The sequence below is a fragment of the Phyllobacterium sp. YR531 genome, assembly GCF_000282595.1.
Taxonomy (GTDB): domain Bacteria; phylum Pseudomonadota; class Alphaproteobacteria; order Rhizobiales; family Rhizobiaceae; genus Phyllobacterium.
Genome location: NZ_AKIZ01000019.1, coordinates 150,429 through 165,688 on the forward strand (window position 1 = coordinate 150,429; position 15,260 = coordinate 165,688).

The window sequence follows — 15,260 nt, forward strand, 5'->3', positions numbered from 1 at the left end:
GTCACCCAATAATATTTCGATCAAACCGGGTTAAATCCCAGGAGAGATAAAATGGCTTCTAAAGAAGTAAAATTCGGCCGCGACGCGCGTGAGCGCATGCTGCGCGGCGTTAACATCCTTGCAGATGCTGTCAAGGTAACGCTCGGCCCGAAAGGCCGTAACGTTGTTATCGACAAGTCCTTCGGCGCTCCGCGCATCACCAAGGACGGCGTGACTGTTGCCAAGGAAATCGAACTTGAAGACAAGTTCGAAAACATGGGCGCACAGATGGTCCGTGAAGTCGCTTCGAAGACGAACGACATTGCTGGTGACGGCACCACGACTGCTACTGTTTTGGCCCAGGCTATTGTTCAGGAAGGTGGCAAAGCTGTTGCTGCCGGCATGAACCCAATGGACCTGAAGCGCGGTATCGATCTTGCTGTTGCTGAAGTTGTCAAGCAGCTCGGCAAGAGCGCCAAGAAGATCAAGACTTCCGAAGAAGTTGCGCAGGTTGGCACGATCTCTGCCAATGGCGAGACTGAAATCGGTGAAATGATTGCCAAGGCAATGCAGAAGGTCGGTAACGAAGGTGTTATCACCGTTGAAGAAGCCAAGACCGCTGACACCGAACTCGAAGTCGTTGAAGGCATGCAGTTCGACCGCGGCTACCTGTCGCCATATTTCGTGACCAACCCTGAAAAGATGGTTGCTGATCTCGAAGACGCCTACATCCTTCTTCACGAGAAGAAGCTTTCGAACCTTCAGGCCCTTCTGCCTGTTCTCGAAGCCGTTGTTCAGACTTCCAAGCCACTCGTCATCATTTCTGAAGACGTAGAAGGCGAAGCTCTTGCTACGCTCGTTGTCAACAAGCTGCGCGGCGGCCTGAAGATTGCTGCTGTCAAGGCTCCTGGCTTCGGCGATCGCCGCAAGGCAATGCTGGAAGACATCGCTATCCTCACCGGTGGTCAGGTTATTTCCGAAGACCTCGGCATCAAGCTCGAAAGCGTTACGCTCGACATGCTCGGCCGCGCCAAGAAGGTGTCGATCACCAAGGAAAACACCACGATCGTTGACGGTCATGGCAAGAAGGGCGAAATCAACGCCCGAGTCGGCCAGATCAAGCAGCAGATCGACGAAACAACTTCCGACTACGATCGTGAGAAGCTGCAGGAACGTCTTGCCAAGCTCGCTGGCGGTGTTGCAGTCATCCGCGTTGGCGGTGCAACTGAAGTTGAAGTGAAGGAAAAGAAGGACCGCGTCGACGACGCTCTCAACGCAACTCGCGCTGCTGTTGAAGAAGGTATCGTTCCTGGCGGTGGTGTTGCTCTTCTCCGCGCTTCTGCAAACCTGACGCTCAAGGGTGCAAACTCTGACCAGGACGCAGGCATCAACATCGTTCGTCGTGCTCTGCAGGCTCCGGCTCGCCAGATCGCAACAAACGCAGGTGATGAAGCTTCTATCGTCATCGGCAAGATCCTCGACAACAAGAAAGACACCTACGGCTACAATGCAGCCAACGGTGAATATGGCGATCTGATCGCTCTCGGTATTGTTGATCCGGTCAAGGTTGTTCGTACTGCTTTGCAGGATGCAGCATCCGTTGCTGGTCTTCTCGTAACAACAGAAGCCATGATCGCCGAAGCTCCTAAGAAGGACAATGGCGGCGCACCACAGATGCCAGGTGGCGGAATGGGCGGCATGGGCGGTATGGACTTCTAAGAAGTCATCCCCTCACAATTACGGAAAAGGCGGGTTTTGACCCGCCTTTTTTGTTGTCCGATGTATCAAATGGATTTCAAGCTCATGCGTTCTTCCAGCACCGCTGCCTTTTCCTTACGTTCGCTGTAACGGTCCGTAAGATAGGAAGACGCATCGCGGCTGATCAGTGTAAATTTCACAAGCTCCTCAATGACATCTACTACGCGATCATAGTAGGCGGAAGGTTTCATGCGGCCCTGCTCGTCAAATTCCTGATAGGCTTTGGCAACAGACGACTGGTTTGGAATTGTGATCATTCGCATCCACCGACCGAGTACCCTCATCTGGTTCACTGCGTTAAATGATTGAGAGCCACCGGATACCTGCATGACTGCCAGGGTTCGCCCCTGTGTTGGCCTTATCGAACCGACTGCCAGGGGTATCCAGTCAATTTGCGATTTCAGCACCCCCGACATCGCGCCATGGCGCTCCGGACTGATCCACACCTGCCCCTCTGACCATAGTGATAATTCCCTCAGTTCTACGACCTTGGGATGGTCTGCTGGCGCGCCATCGGGTAACGGCAATCCGGCTGGATCAAAGATCCTCGTTTCAGCACCAAGTGCTCTGAGTAGTCGTTCAGCCTCCTGAGCGAGAAATCTGCTGTAGGATCGATCCCGCAATGATCCATAAAGTATTAAAATCCGCGGAGCATGGCTGGAGATTACGGGTGTTAATTTCGATCTCTCAATCGGACGAAACTGATTGGCGGCAATATTGGGCAAGTCATTCATCACCCCCGCCTCCTTTCCGCAGCATCGAGCAATGACCGCACTGTCTCCGACGGGCGACAAAGCTTTGTAGCGCTGGCAGTAACAACAATTGGGCGATTCATGAGTATCGGATGCACCACTATGAAATCGATCAACTCGTCATCACTCCATTTGGGATCGCCGAGGTTCAATTCCATATAAGGCGTGCCTTTTTCGCGTAAAACATCGCGAACACTTCCTCCCATCGCCGCGACGAGTTCAAGCAACTTCTCGCGTGTAGGAGGTATCTTCAGATAGTTGATGATTTCCGGCTCTTCTCCGCTCTGGCGAATTATTTCCAGTACGTTACGTGACGTGCCGCATGAGGGATTGTGATAAATTATGACAGACATTGAATAATGAATCCGAAACTTGAGGAGGATCGAAAGTCAGCAGCAGGATCGTCGCTTATCATCGGATAGGGTTTGCAAGAGTGGCCCGCAGATTTCAGCACGACCTCCGCAACAATCTTCAAGTAAAAATGCCAGCAAGGCCCCTATGCCCGAATAATCCGCACGATAGATTACGCTTCTGCCTTCCCGCGAAGCAGCGATAAGGCCGGAACGCGTCAGGATCGCCAGATTGGTGGATGTTGTGTTTTGTTTGCCTTGGATGGCATCTGCGATTTCACCCGCAGCAATGCCATCTGCGCCAGCTTTTACCAACAGCCGAAGAATATCGAGACGAGACCGCTGGGAAATCGCGCCAAAGGCTTCAAGTGCTTTTTCTGTATCCATATATCTAGAAAACCAGATATATGGATACATGTCAACTTCAATGTTATTCGGCTGCTTGGGCGAATGGCGCCACCAGTTCAACACCATTTGTCGAGTCGAATTTCGCACGTGCAGTGGCTATGCGCACTTCATTCTGGATGGCAAAATCGGCCAAACCGCGAACAGGCACAAGCAACTCACGGCCAAGATCGGTAAGTTCATAATCGACACGTGGCGGGATGGTTGGAAAAACAGTCCGCGTTACAAATCCGTCGCGTTCCAGACCACGCAAAGTGCTGGTCAGCATTTTTTGTGAAATGCCGTCGATCGTGCGCTTCAACTCGTTAAAACGCATCGACCCGGCACCGAGATAATTTACGACGAGCACAGTCCACTTATCTCCCACACGGGAAAGAATTTGATGAACTGCGCCACAAGCAGGAGTTACCTCAAAGTGCTTCGGTTTCAAAAAAGTGCCTCCTTGCTTCAGCTTTCTTCAGTCACTTATATAGCTCCGGTCACAAATAGTTACCACCCCAAGACAAGGATTTCTGAAAATGGCAAAATTAAAAATCGGCGTTATCGTCGGCAGCACACGTATTGGCCGATTTGCCGAGTTTCCTGCCAAATGGATCGCAGAAGTTGCCGGACAACGCGATGATGTTGAAGTCGAAATTATCGATCTTCTGGACTATCCCATGCACTTCTTCGGCGAAGAGCGCAGCACCACCGCCGAAACCGAGACGGCAGAACGCTGGAAGAAAAAGCTTCGTTCACTCGACGCCTACATTTTCACAGTCGCTGAATACAACCATGCCCCGACCGCTGTCCTGAAGAATGCCATTGATCTGGGCGAGTTCATTCAGAAGCCAGTGGGTTTTGTCGGTTATGGCGGGGTTGGCGGCGCTCGCGCCGTGGAACATCTACGCCTCATATTTGTCGAGATGGGTGCGGCATCGGTTAAAACCGGCGTTCACATTTCTTTCCCCGAATATCTGACCGTCGTTAAGGCAGAGAAGAAGCTGGGCGACTATGCTCATCTTAATGAAGCAGCCGGTGCACAGCTCGATCAGCTTGTCTGGTGGGGAAATGCTTTGAAGGCCGCTCGCGGCGCCTGATGCAATGGCGGCTGTCCAAGGCAGCCGCCTCTCTTACCTGTCAGACCACACGGCCAGTTCGTAGCCTTCCGGATCACGGAAATGGAATCGCCGGCCGCCCGGAAAATCAAATATTTCTTTTGCTATTGTACCGCCTGCGGCTTTGACATGTGCCAGGGTCTGCTCAAGATCGTCTGCAAAAAGAATAACCAATGGCCCTCCCGTTTTCACACCATCGGAATGAGCAAACCCGCCTTTCAGATTACCATCGTTGAATTCGCAATAGCCGGGACCGTAATCCGTAAAAGTCCAACCGAAAGCATTGCCGTAGAAATCTTTCGCGCGTGAAACGTCATCGACATTGAACTCGATATAGTTGATTTGTTTATCGCGTCCCGGACTGTCTGCCATAAGTCACTCCACCAATTGCGCTTCCAATAAATCGCGCAGTTTTTGCAAATCGCGCATTACCCACGCCGCATCTGCCGTGAACTTTTCATCGTCCATGCCCGGCAGCCGAAACAGGGTGAATATTACCTCCGAAGCATCACCATTGGCGACGACTCGCAACGGAATGTAAACATTCTCATCTGTTTCAGTGATCACCCAATGATCCAGTACGCCGAATTCGTTTTCCGGTGCAAAACGGAGACGCAGTTTACCGGCAGGCCCGTCCGCCAACCATTCATTGCCGGATTTTTGCAGGCCCGACGTTAGCCCCGAAGCCCATTCCGGCAAATTCTCAGGCAGACTTGCATATCGGTAAACGTCCTGCCAGTTGCGTTGAATTGCAATTTGCAGGCTTCGTGCTTCATGCGCTGTCATGGCGTGTCCTCCCATGAATGCTATAATCGATTTTATCCCAGAGCAAGTTTTGCTTATATAGAGTCATTCTGCCGGAGGGAATCCGCGGGCAAGGTCGAGGGATTTAGCAAGGCCGATGTTTACCCATCGGACGATGCTAAAACCCGAAGGATTTGGCCCGAATTCACCCGGCCCTTCGGGTTTCTGGCTAACGGCCAACCACTTTGTCAGGCAGCTTCGTCCGATGGATAAACATCGACCTCGCTACCTTCCGCGTGGATTGTCTCGTCATCCAAGAAACAGAATTGGCTCTATATAAACAAAATTTGCTCTAACAGCTTACGAAATCCAGACCAACATTGCGTGCTCAAACCTTGCCTCCCGAAGCGCTTCGCAGTAGTCATTGCGCCAACTGTCACAGGAAAATTATACGATGACTTCTACACGCACCGAAACCGATACGTTTGGCCCAATCGAAGTAGCTGCCGACAAATATTGGGGCGCGCAAACCGAACGTTCCCTGCACAACTTCAGGATTGGCGGCGAACGCATGCCAATTCCGTTGGTTCGGGCACTCGGCATTGTAAAGCGCGCTGCTGCAGAAACCAATATGGCTCTCGGCAAGCTGGATGAAGTCACGGGGCGCGCAATTACAGTTGCTGCGGAAGAGGTAATTGAAGGCAAACTCGATGAGCATTTCCCGCTGGTCGTATGGCAGACAGGCTCCGGAACCCAGTCGAATATGAATGCCAATGAAGTCATTTCCAACCGCGCCATCGAAATGCTCGGCGGTGCGAAAGGCTCAAAGAAGCCGGTTCATCCGAACGATCATGTGAACATGAGCCAGTCGTCGAACGATACGTTCCCGACGGCAATTCATATTGCTACTGCTGTGGAAGCAACAGAGCGGCTTTATCCGGCACTTGCCCACCTGACCGAGGCGCTTGCCAAGAAGGAAAAGGCATTTGCCGACATCATCAAAATTGGCCGCACACATACACAGGATGCAACGCCGGTAACCTTGGGCCAGGAGTTCTCCGGATATCGCGCTGCGCTTGAATATGCTCGCAAGCGTATCGAACAGAGCCTTGCGGACGTATTCCTGCTTGCGCAGGGTGGCACTGCAGTCGGCACGGGACTGAATGCTCCCGTCGGCTTCGAAACCGGTTTTGCAGAAGCTGTATCCGACATTACCGGCCTGCCCTTCATAACTGCGCCAAACAAGTTTGAGGCACTGGCAAGCCACGGCGCCCTGGCAAATTTCCACGGTAGCCTGAACTCTCTTGCCACTGATCTTTTCAAGATCGCCAATGATATCCGCTTCCTCGGTTCCGGCCCACGTTCGGGTCTGGGCGAGCTAAAGCTGCCGGAAAATGAACCGGGTTCTTCGATCATGCCAGGCAAGGTGAATCCGACTCAGGCGGAAGCACTGACAATGGTAGCCGCCCAAGTCTTTGGCAATCAGACAACAGTTACCGTTGCCGCGAGTCAGGGACACTTTGAACTGAATGTGTTCAAGCCGGTCATTGCGTTGAATGTTCTTCAATCAATTCGTCTGCTTGCCGATTCAATGGTGTCTTTTGCCGATAATTGCGTTGAAGGAATCGAAGCAGATGAAGTCCGCATCAAGGACCTGCTTGAACGATCGCTGATGCTTGTCACAGCCTTGGCTCCAGCCATTGGCTATGACAATGCGGCCAAGATTGCCAAAACCGCACACAAGAATGGCACCACCCTGCGGGAAGAGGCATTGGCAAGCGGGCATGTCTCAGCGGAAGACTATGATCGCCTTGTACGTCCGGAGCGTATGATCGCTCCAGAATAAGCGGTGGATTTGTTGAACAATCTGTTGTCGAAAAAGTGACTTTAGTAAACAGTATACTTCGCGTACTGACCGCGCAGTCACTTTTTTGGAGAAATACCTATGTCTAACAATGGCATTCTGGTTCTTATCGGTCGCATTCTGCTTTCGGTCATGTTCATCATGGCTGGCTGGGGCAAACTTACAGCTATCAGCGGCACTGGCGCTTATTTTGGTAGCATGGGTCTGCCGGCACCGACTGTTGTCGCAGTGCTTGTTGGTCTGCTTGAGTTCTTTGGCGGCCTTGCTGTTCTCGTGGGTTTTCAGACCCGCATCGCTGCATTGCTGCTCGGCCTTTTCACATTGGCAGCAACCGCAACAGCGCATCTGAACTGGACTGGCGATGCCGGTATGGTCCAATTCATGTTCTTCCAGAAGAATCTCGGCGTTGCTGGTGGCTTCTTCATTCTGGCAGCTTACGGAGCCGGTGCACTTTCGATCGACGCGAAACGCGGTTGATTGCAACATAATTCAAGAAAAAGGCCGCTTGAAGCGGCCTTTTTCTTTTGGCGGTCTATCAGTTGGTAGCTTTTGCATCGCTTACCAGCACTGGCTTTTCCCTGTACTCCTGCGGGAAAAGTTTGCTCAGACCTTCTATCTTGGGCAGATCATTATAAACGATATATGGCTGCGTCGGATTGATGGTCAGATAATCCTGATGATAGGCCTCGGCGGGATAGAAACCTTCCAGCGACGACACCTTTGTCACAATAGGGTCAGAATAGACTTTGGCCTTGTCGAGCTGAGCTATATAGGCTTTCACCACTTTTTCCTGATCAGCGTTTGTCGTGAAAACCGCAGACCTGTATTGTGTGCCTGTGTCCGGCCCCTGCCGGTTCAGCTCAGTGGGATTATGGGCAACCGAGAAATAGACCTGCAGAATTTTACCCAGACTGACCACCTTGGGATCAAAGGTGACCTCAACGGATTCCGCGTGGCCGGTATCGCCCCCGCTCACCAACTCATAATTGGCCGTATCTTTTTTACCGCCGGAGTAACCTGAAACGGCGTTGCTGACGCCTTTCATGTGTTGATACACGCCCTGCACACCCCAGAAGCATCCACCGGCGAGAACTATTTTCTCAATCTTGGTCGAGACTGTCTGGTCCATGGCAGGCGGAGGTACCATTGTTACGCTTTCGGCAAAGACTGTAGCTGGAGCAAACAAAAGACTGGTAGCAAGCAAAAGGGTACGAAGTTTCATATTGTTTTCCTTCGAATTGTTTCAGGCGGCAGCCGGATTGAATTTCATGGCGACGCCATTCATGCAGTAGCGCAGTCCCGTAGGCTCGGGGCCGTCATTAAAGACATGACCCAGATGGCCGCCGCATCGATGACATTCCACAGCCGTGCGCACCATGCCGAACGAACTGTCAGATTTTTCGATCACGGCACCCTTCATCGGCTGCCAGAAGCTCGGCCAGCCAGTGCCACTATCAAACTTTGTATCGGACTCAAAAAGCGGCTGATCACAACCAGCGCAAGCAAATATGCCCTTACGTTTCTCGTGGTTCAGAGGACTCGTGAAGGGTGTTTCAGTGCCTTCCTGACGCAAAACATCGTACTGATCAGATGTCAGCAGCTTCTTCCATTCCGCATCGCTATGTTCAACCTCGAATTTACCCGCGGCCTGAGCCTTGGGCATCGCTGCAAAGCGCGTGGCAACAACCGCACCAAGCGCAGCAACAGCACTTCCGAACAGGTTTCGACGTGTCATCATGGGTAAACTCCCTGCATGATTATACCGATTTATTTCGGTCTCATGCAGGGAGATACGAAGGAAGAGCCGAAAAGGTTACATTCCAGCTGGCAGATCACAGAGAGTTGATACGTTCAGTACGAATCCAGAGCAGCTTTTATACGCTGCGAAAGGTCAGCAACAGCCTTGGCATCAACGGCTGTGCGGGAAGAAATCAGGCAGGCTTCCGACTTTAAAATAATCCCGTCATCGAGCACCTTGAGCTGATTTGCGCGCAGGGTCGAACCCGTTGACGTAATATCGACGATGATATCCGCTGCGCCTGATGCTGGAGCGCCTTCGGTGGCGCCAAGGCTTTCCACAATACGATAAACCTGAATGCCGTGCATCTGCGAGAAAAACTGCTGAGTAAGCCGCCAGTATTTCGTGGCGATACGCAGACGGCGACCATGACGCTGACGGAAATCCGCCGCAACATCGTCAAGGTCTGCCATGGTTGAAACATCGTACCAGACCTCTGGAACTGCTACGATCACATCGGCATGGCCAAAGCCGAGCCGCGCCTCGATCTGCACCCGATCATCGGCAGATGACAGGGTCTCGCGAACAAGATCCTCGCCGGTCACGCCAAGATCGACACTGCCATAGCCGAGCTCGCGGGCAATTTCCGACGCCGAAAGGAAAAGAATATCAATCTGGCTATCGCCCGCGACCTGCGCCCTGTAATTGCGCTGGTCGCTGGGCAGGATTACCTCAAACCCGGCATTCTTCAAGACTTCGAGGGACTGCTCCTTGAGCCGTCCTTTGGAAGGAAGCGCCAATGTTACGGTCACGGCCTATCTCCCGATATCTGCTCGAGGCGATCCAGCCAGATGGAGAATCCAACGCCGGGAATGGAACCTACCGCGCCGAGCATAGTCAAAAGACGATCATATCGCCCGCCACCAACAACAGCGCCAAGAGCTGTGTTGTTTACGGCACGGGTCTCGTAAACCAGCCCTGTATAATAATCGAGCGGCCGGCCGAACGACGCGTCGTAAATAATCGTCTCGTGTCCGATACCTGCTTCGACCACTGAAGCGGCCCGCGCCTCAAACTGCTCCAAGGCTGGACCAAGATCGAACTCGTTGGCTCGTGCAAATTGCAACAAGTGTCCTGCCGCCGTTTGTAGAGGAATACGGATTGCAAGAAAATCCTGTAGCGCTGAAAACGCCTTTGGTTGCAGCCGCACAGAGGCAAGAGCAACTTTATCAATCAGGCGCCGGGCGATTTCTACCGGTGTGCGCCCTGCTCCGGGAGAAATTCCAGCGGACTGCATATCTTTTTCCAGCTCGGCGGCGAGAGCCACCTCATCCCCCTTGGCAATCAATGCGTTCAGATGATCCGGCACATCCCCCTTCTGCCTGTCGGATGATAAATCCTGCAAGAGGCTTTTCAGCTGGCTCGGATTGCCGAAAGCGCGGGCAAGCTTTTTCTGCCATCCACGTGGCAGACCGAGAGCCGCCAAGACGGCCTCAAATATTGCCTGATCGCCGAGCAAAGTTTCAAGCTGCGCATTGGGTGCAACGAGGCGAACGGAAGCAAGAGCATCAGCCAGAGAGCGCGCATCAGCGCGAGCGCGATTGGCATCACCCAAATCTTCAATACCTGCCTGGAAGAACTCATTGCCACCCTCGCGCCGTTGGCGGAAAACTTCGCCAAGATAGGCATAGCGCTTCGGAGTTGCAGCGTTCAGCTCGATATGATTGCGACAGACCGGAATTGTGAACTCGGGACGCAGACACAGGCTTTGGCCCGTTTCATTCTCCGTCAGGAAAATACGGCGGCGCAGATCTTCCCCGGCCATATCGAGAAACTGATCAGCGGGTTGGATGACAGGAATATCGACAAGCTCCGCATCCCTGCCCGCAATCAATGCGGCAAGACTATTGCTAAAGGCAGGAGCGCGGGAGGCAACCATCGGATGTTAGGACGCTTTTGCTGCGTTGGCGCGATCTTCGGCCTGCGCGTCGAGAATCTTGCGAACCTCAGTGACGATATCGCCTTCCTTCGCAGTGATTTGAGCAGGGCGGCTTTCGCGCCAGGTTATATTGTCTTCGATTTCAGCTGAAAGACGCGCACCTTCAATCAAATCCTTGATCTGCACTTCACCAAGGTCCCGTTCCTGTGAACCCTGAATTATGACACATGGCGCACCACGACGATCAGCATATTTCATCTGCGGCTTCATACCGGAGCCACCAAGATACATTTCAGCGCGAATGCCAGCCTGACGCAGGTCAGATACCATTTTCTGATAGCGGCCAAGGCTTTCCGTATCACGATCCATAACCATGACCACGACGGGGCCGATATTATCGGACGTATCGAGTTTGCCGAGGTTCTTGAGGGCCGTCATCAAACGGGAAACGCCGATGGAAAAGCCTGTGGCTGGCACCGGCTCTGACCGAAACCGCGACACAAGGCCATCATAGCGTCCACCGCCACCGACAGAGCCAAAGCGCACGATCTGACCGTCCTCATTCGGAATTTCGGCCAGTAGCTCAGCTTCGAATACCGGGCCAGTGTAATACTCAAGACCACGGACTACGGAAGGGTCAATCTTGATGCGGCCATCATAGCCAGCGGCTGAACAAAGCGCCTCTATTGTGTTCAGCTCTGCTACACCTTCAGCGCCCTTGTCATTGCCCGTGACAACCTTTTCCAAGTTGGCAATGGTTGCGCTGCCTGTGGTGCCACCAGCAGCCGTGAAATCAAGAACTTTTTTGATAGCAGCTTCGTCCAGATTTGCACCTTTGGTGAAATCGCCACTTTCATCTTTTCGGCCTTTTCCAAGCAATTCGCGAACGCCCTCAACGCCGAACTTATCCAGCTTGTCGATGGCACGCAGCACCGTCAGACGCCTGCCAGCATTTTCATCGCCCCCAAGTCCGATTGCCTCAAGCACACCATCAAGAACCTTGCGATTATTGACCCGGATTACATAGTCACCACGCTTGATACCAAGCGCTTCCATGACATCGGCCATCATCATGCACATTTCAGCGTCAGCCGAGACATTCGGTGCGCCAACCGTATCAGCGTCAAACTGCATGAACTGACGGAAGCGGCCCGGACCCGGCTTTTCGTTACGGAAAACCCATCCGGCGCGATAACTGCGATATGGCTTAGGGATGCTTTCATAATTCTCGGCGACGTATCGTGCCAGTGGCGCGGTCAAATCGTACCGCAGTGAGAGCCATTGCTCATCATCATCCTGAAACGAGAACACACCTTCGTTAGGACGATCCTGATCGGGAAGGAATTTTCCGAGCGCATCGGTATATTCGATCAATGGGGTTTCGACTGGCTCAAAACCATAAAGTTCATAGACTTTGCGGATTTCAGCCATCATCTTTTCGGCAGCACGCAGATCATCCGGTGTACGGTCCACGAAACCGCGCGGCAGCCGCGCTTTTACCCTGTCTGCCTTGGTTGCCATGATAATGATCCGATACCCTGAAATGAAGCTGATTGCTGAAGCGGTTTTGCTCTAGACCATCAAGCCTTCAAGGGCAAGGATATCAGCGTCATTTCGGCCTTTTGAAGCTCGCGCGCATGGTTTCAATTTCCTGACGGCATTTGCAACCTTCTACATGATCATTGACGAGACCCATTGCCTGCATATGCGCATACATCGTCGTCGGGCCAACGAAACTCCAGCCGCGCTTCTTCAAATCCTTCGAAAGCCGGACAGACGTCGGCGAGGTCGGATTGGCAATCAAGGTCGCATAATCAACGACCTTGGGGCGTTCATCCGCAGGTGGTTCAAAAGACCAGAAATACGCGGCAATCGACCCCGTTTCCTTGACGAGTTCGATAGCGCGATTGGCATTGTTGATAGCAGAGTTAATCTTGCCTCGATGGCGTATAATGCCCGCATTACCAAGCAGTCTCTCAACATCTTTATCCGTATAACGGGCAATCTTGCGATAATCGAAACCATCGAAAGCCTCCCGAAAGTTCTCACGCTTGCGCAAAATGGTCAGCCAAGACAGACCGGATTGAAAACCCTCAAGGCAAACTTTCTCGAACAGACGGATATCATCTGTCACTGGTCTTCCCCACTCGTGATCGTGGTAATGAATATACTCGGGCAAGGCTCCCGGCCAGGAACAGCGTGTGACACCGTCATCACCCTTTATAAGGCCCGTCTTCACCGGAGTATCTTCGCCCATGGGAAGCCCTTTTCAGTTTTACCGGTGATTAACCAGCTTTCAGCACAGATCGGTAACCATACCAAATGGTTTCAGCCCAAAATTGCGCTTTGTTGATTCTCATTCACTTTTTTCTACCCTGCCGATGGCAAACTCAATCCGAAAACTGACAAAACCTGTCAGCAGAGTTTTTATACGAGACTGGTTCCGATGAAGTTTGCGTGCCTGCTTCTATTATCCTGCCTGAGCCTTACTGTGACATCCGGTGCGATCGCCAGCGAACGGTACGCAACACGACCACCTGTCGTCATGAGCCCTGACCTGTCAGCTCCCTGGGTCATGCAGCTGCGTCAACGGCCTGTTGGCACCCCGGTCAATCCCCGTGGCTATGTTGTCTTCGATGAACAGCCCGCCCCGCGCGTCAAACAACGCGACCGCCGCGCTGTGCGCCGTAGCATTGATCCCAATCCTGCTGTACGCGAAGTCTCTTTCCAGCGCCCTAATACGCCGACTGCGGATGTCCAACCCAAAAAACGTGAAATGGACCCGAAGTTTCTACCTCAAAGCGTAGCCTATGACGGGCCCGAGCAACCGGGAACAATCGTCATCGATACATCGGAACATTTTCTCTATCTCGTCGAAGCCGGTGGTACCGCACAGCGCTATGGCGTTGGCGTCGGCAAGGAGGGTTTCGGCTGGTCGGGGACGAATACCATCAGCCGCAAGGCAGAGTGGCCATCATGGTATCCCCCTGCAGAAATGATCAAACGTGAGAAGCGGAAAGGCCGTATTTTACCAGCGCATATGGAAGGCGGTATCGAGAATCCGCTCGGTGCACGCGCGCTCTATCTTGGCTCAACGCTTTATCGAATTCACGGCACAAATGCTCCATGGACAATCGGCCAATCAGTGTCGAGCGGTTGCATCCGCATGCGTAATGAAGATGTCACTGACCTCTATGAGCGCGTCAATGTCGGTACAACAGTCATCGTCAGATAATGGGGGCCGGCATCAGGGGTGATGCCGGAAACGGGCAGCGGCGCAGTCAATGTGCCGCTGCCCTTTTTATTCTGCAGCTGTCAGGACAGGCTTTTGTAATGAAATCCCGGATGGCTGAGGCCCACCATAGGCCCAATCCAGCAATTCCACCGTATGAACGACAGGTAATTTCGACCCGCTGGCAATTTGGGTAATGCAACCAATATTGCCGGTAGCGATCAGACTGGCTCCAGTTGCTTCGATGTTCTTTACCTTTCGATCCCGTAGCGTCCGCGCGATTTCCGGCTGCATGATATTGTAGGTGCCTGCCGAACCGCAGCAGAGATGGCCCTCTGCCGGGTCTTTGACAATGAAGCCCGCTGCCTTCAGCAAGTCCTTGGGCTGGCGGGTTATTTTCTGACCATGCTGCATGGAACAGGCCGAATGATAGGCAACTGTAACGCCAGCTGAATATTCCGCCGCCGGCAAACTGAGTGTTGTCAAATATTCAGTGATATCCTTGGCCAAGGCAGAAACCCGTGCGGCTTTTTCCTGATAATCAGGGTCGAGCCGCAGCATATAACCATAATCCTTGATCGTTGTGCCGCAGCCTGATGCGGTAATAACTATAGCGTCAAGTCCACCGGTTTCCAGTTCGCGCGTCCAGACATCGATATTGCGGCGGGCGTCGTCCAACGCTTCCTCTTCCCGGCCCATGTGATGCACCAGTGCGCCACAACAGCCCTCACCTTTCGGCACGATGACCTCGACACCGAGTCTGGTCAGGAGGCGGATCGCTGCCTCGTTGATGCCGGGATCAAGAACAGGTTGAGCGCAGCCTGTGAGAATGGCGACACGACCTCGCTGCAACGCTTTTGTCTTATGAACACCTGGCGTCGCATAAAGAGATTTTGCTGCAATGGATTTAGGTGCAAGTTCCAACATCGCAGCCATCGGTTTCAAAGCAGAAATGGACTTGAGTAGCGGCACCAACGGCCTGCCAAGTCTCGCTGCACTCAAAGCCAGACGGAAACGCGCGGGATATGGCAGCACCATCGCCAGCAAGGCCCGTATCGATCGGTTCATGAATGGGCGTTTGTAGGTTTTCTCGATATGGGCCCGGGCATTATCCACCAGATGCATGTAATTGACACCTGATGGGCATGTGGTCATGCAGGCGAGACAAGACAGACACCTATCCACATGCTTGACGATCTGCTCATCTGCCGGGCGATCATTTTCCAGCATGTCCTTGATCAGGTATATACGGCCGCGTGGGCTATCAAGCTCATTGCCCAAGGTAACATAAGTCGGGCAGGTTGCTGTACAGAACCCGCAATGCACACATTTACGAAGTATCTTTTCAGACTCTGAAACAGACGGATCAAGCAATTGCTCAGGAGTGAAATTTGTCTGCATC

The 15,260-nt window shown here is 52.8% G+C and carries 18 protein-coding genes; 5 read left to right on the forward strand and 13 right to left on the reverse strand.

All coding sequences use genetic code 11. The annotated features are described in order from the left end of the window. The first annotated feature begins 51 nt into the window (after positions 1-51). A complete protein-coding gene (groL, locus tag PMI41_RS13130; RefSeq protein WP_008125505.1) occupies positions 52-1,698 on the forward strand; it encodes a chaperonin GroEL in 1,647 nt (548 codons plus the stop codon). Positions 1,699-1,763: 65 nt separating this feature from the next. Here groL and arsH read toward each other — a convergent pair whose 3' ends face one another. From arsH to PMI41_RS13150, 4 genes are read right to left on the reverse strand one after another with little or no spacing between them, the layout of a single operon-like run. After that, positions 1,764-2,471, reverse strand: coding sequence for an arsenical resistance protein ArsH (gene arsH, locus PMI41_RS13135; RefSeq protein ID WP_008125506.1), 708 nt, complete (start codon positions 2,469-2,471; stop codon positions 1,764-1,766). After that, positions 2,471-2,842, reverse strand: coding sequence for an arsenate reductase (glutaredoxin) (gene arsC, locus PMI41_RS13140; RefSeq protein WP_008125507.1), 372 nt, complete (start codon positions 2,840-2,842; stop codon positions 2,471-2,473). Before arsC ends, arsH begins: the two co-directional genes overlap by 1 nt. Before the next feature lie 36 nt (positions 2,843-2,878). Next, a complete protein-coding gene (locus PMI41_RS13145) occupies positions 2,879-3,226 on the reverse strand; it encodes a metalloregulator ArsR/SmtB family transcription factor (RefSeq protein WP_040854850.1) in 348 nt (115 codons plus the stop codon). Between the two features lie 43 nt (positions 3,227-3,269). Beyond that, positions 3,270-3,674 carry a helix-turn-helix domain-containing protein gene (locus PMI41_RS13150; RefSeq protein ID WP_008125509.1) on the reverse strand — a complete coding sequence of 135 codons (405 nt, stop codon included), beginning with the start codon at positions 3,672-3,674 and terminating at the stop codon, positions 3,270-3,272. 88 nt (positions 3,675-3,762) lie between these two features. On the opposite strand from PMI41_RS13150, the gene PMI41_RS13155 reads away from it, so the two are divergent. Further along, on the forward strand, positions 3,763-4,323 hold the full coding sequence (locus tag PMI41_RS13155) for an NAD(P)H-dependent oxidoreductase (RefSeq protein ID WP_008125510.1): 561 nt from the start codon (positions 3,763-3,765) through the stop codon (positions 4,321-4,323). A gap of 33 nt (positions 4,324-4,356) precedes the next feature. Here the strand turns inward: PMI41_RS13155 and PMI41_RS13160 are convergent, their stop codons facing one another. Beyond that, entirely contained in the window at positions 4,357-4,713 is a 357-nt protein-coding gene (locus PMI41_RS13160; RefSeq protein WP_008125512.1) for a VOC family protein, read from the reverse strand. Positions 4,714-4,716: 3 nt separating this feature from the next. Then, positions 4,717-5,127 (reverse strand): SRPBCC family protein, encoded by a 411-nt coding sequence (locus tag PMI41_RS13165; RefSeq protein ID WP_008125515.1) that lies wholly within the window; start codon positions 5,125-5,127, stop codon positions 4,717-4,719. Positions 5,128-5,539: 412 nt separating this feature from the next. Here PMI41_RS13165 and fumC point away from each other — a divergent pair, with 412 nt between their 5' ends. Both fumC and PMI41_RS13175 read left to right on the forward strand, forming a co-directional pair. Continuing rightward, complete coding sequence (gene fumC / locus PMI41_RS13170) at positions 5,540-6,931, forward strand: class II fumarate hydratase (protein WP_008125517.1); 1,392 nt, start codon at positions 5,540-5,542, stop codon at positions 6,929-6,931. A 99-nt stretch (positions 6,932-7,030) separates the two neighbouring features. Continuing rightward, positions 7,031-7,426: a DoxX family protein gene (locus PMI41_RS13175; RefSeq protein WP_008125519.1), complete on the forward strand. Its 396-nt coding sequence runs from the start codon at positions 7,031-7,033 to the stop codon at positions 7,424-7,426. Between the two features lie 58 nt (positions 7,427-7,484). Here the strand turns inward: PMI41_RS13175 and msrA are convergent, their stop codons facing one another. From msrA to PMI41_RS13205, 6 genes are all read right to left on the reverse strand, one after another. Beyond that, positions 7,485-8,171, reverse strand: a complete 687-nt coding sequence (gene msrA / locus PMI41_RS13180; RefSeq protein WP_008125520.1) for a peptide-methionine (S)-S-oxide reductase MsrA — start codon at positions 8,169-8,171, stop codon at positions 7,485-7,487. A gap of 21 nt (positions 8,172-8,192) precedes the next feature. Beyond that, a complete protein-coding gene (gene msrB / locus PMI41_RS13185) occupies positions 8,193-8,687 on the reverse strand; it encodes a peptide-methionine (R)-S-oxide reductase MsrB (RefSeq protein WP_008125522.1) in 495 nt (164 codons plus the stop codon). 113 nt (positions 8,688-8,800) lie between these two features. Next, positions 8,801-9,499, reverse strand: coding sequence for an ATP phosphoribosyltransferase (gene hisG / locus PMI41_RS13190; protein WP_008125524.1), 699 nt, complete (start codon positions 9,497-9,499; stop codon positions 8,801-8,803). Beyond that, positions 9,496-10,626, reverse strand: coding sequence for an ATP phosphoribosyltransferase regulatory subunit (locus PMI41_RS13195; RefSeq protein WP_008125526.1), 1,131 nt, complete (start codon positions 10,624-10,626; stop codon positions 9,496-9,498). The genes hisG and PMI41_RS13195 overlap by 4 nt, the downstream gene beginning before the upstream one ends. A 6-nt stretch (positions 10,627-10,632) precedes the next feature. Then, on the reverse strand, positions 10,633-12,147 hold the full coding sequence (gene hisS / locus PMI41_RS13200; protein ID WP_008125529.1) for a histidine--tRNA ligase: 1,515 nt from the start codon (positions 12,145-12,147) through the stop codon (positions 10,633-10,635). Between the two features lie 88 nt (positions 12,148-12,235). Next, positions 12,236-12,883: a DNA-3-methyladenine glycosylase I gene (locus PMI41_RS13205; RefSeq protein WP_008125530.1), complete on the reverse strand. Its 648-nt coding sequence runs from the start codon at positions 12,881-12,883 to the stop codon at positions 12,236-12,238. Between the two features lie 189 nt (positions 12,884-13,072). Between PMI41_RS13205 and PMI41_RS13210 the strand changes: the two genes are divergently transcribed. After that, positions 13,073-13,861, forward strand: a complete 789-nt coding sequence (locus tag PMI41_RS13210; protein WP_008125533.1) for a L,D-transpeptidase — start codon at positions 13,073-13,075, stop codon at positions 13,859-13,861. Between the two features lie 66 nt (positions 13,862-13,927). On the opposite strand, the gene glcF is transcribed toward PMI41_RS13210, so the two are convergent. Next, on the reverse strand, positions 13,928-15,259 hold the full coding sequence (gene glcF / locus PMI41_RS13215) for a glycolate oxidase subunit GlcF (RefSeq protein WP_008125535.1): 1,332 nt from the start codon (positions 15,257-15,259) through the stop codon (positions 13,928-13,930). Position 15,260: the final 1 nt, after the last annotated feature.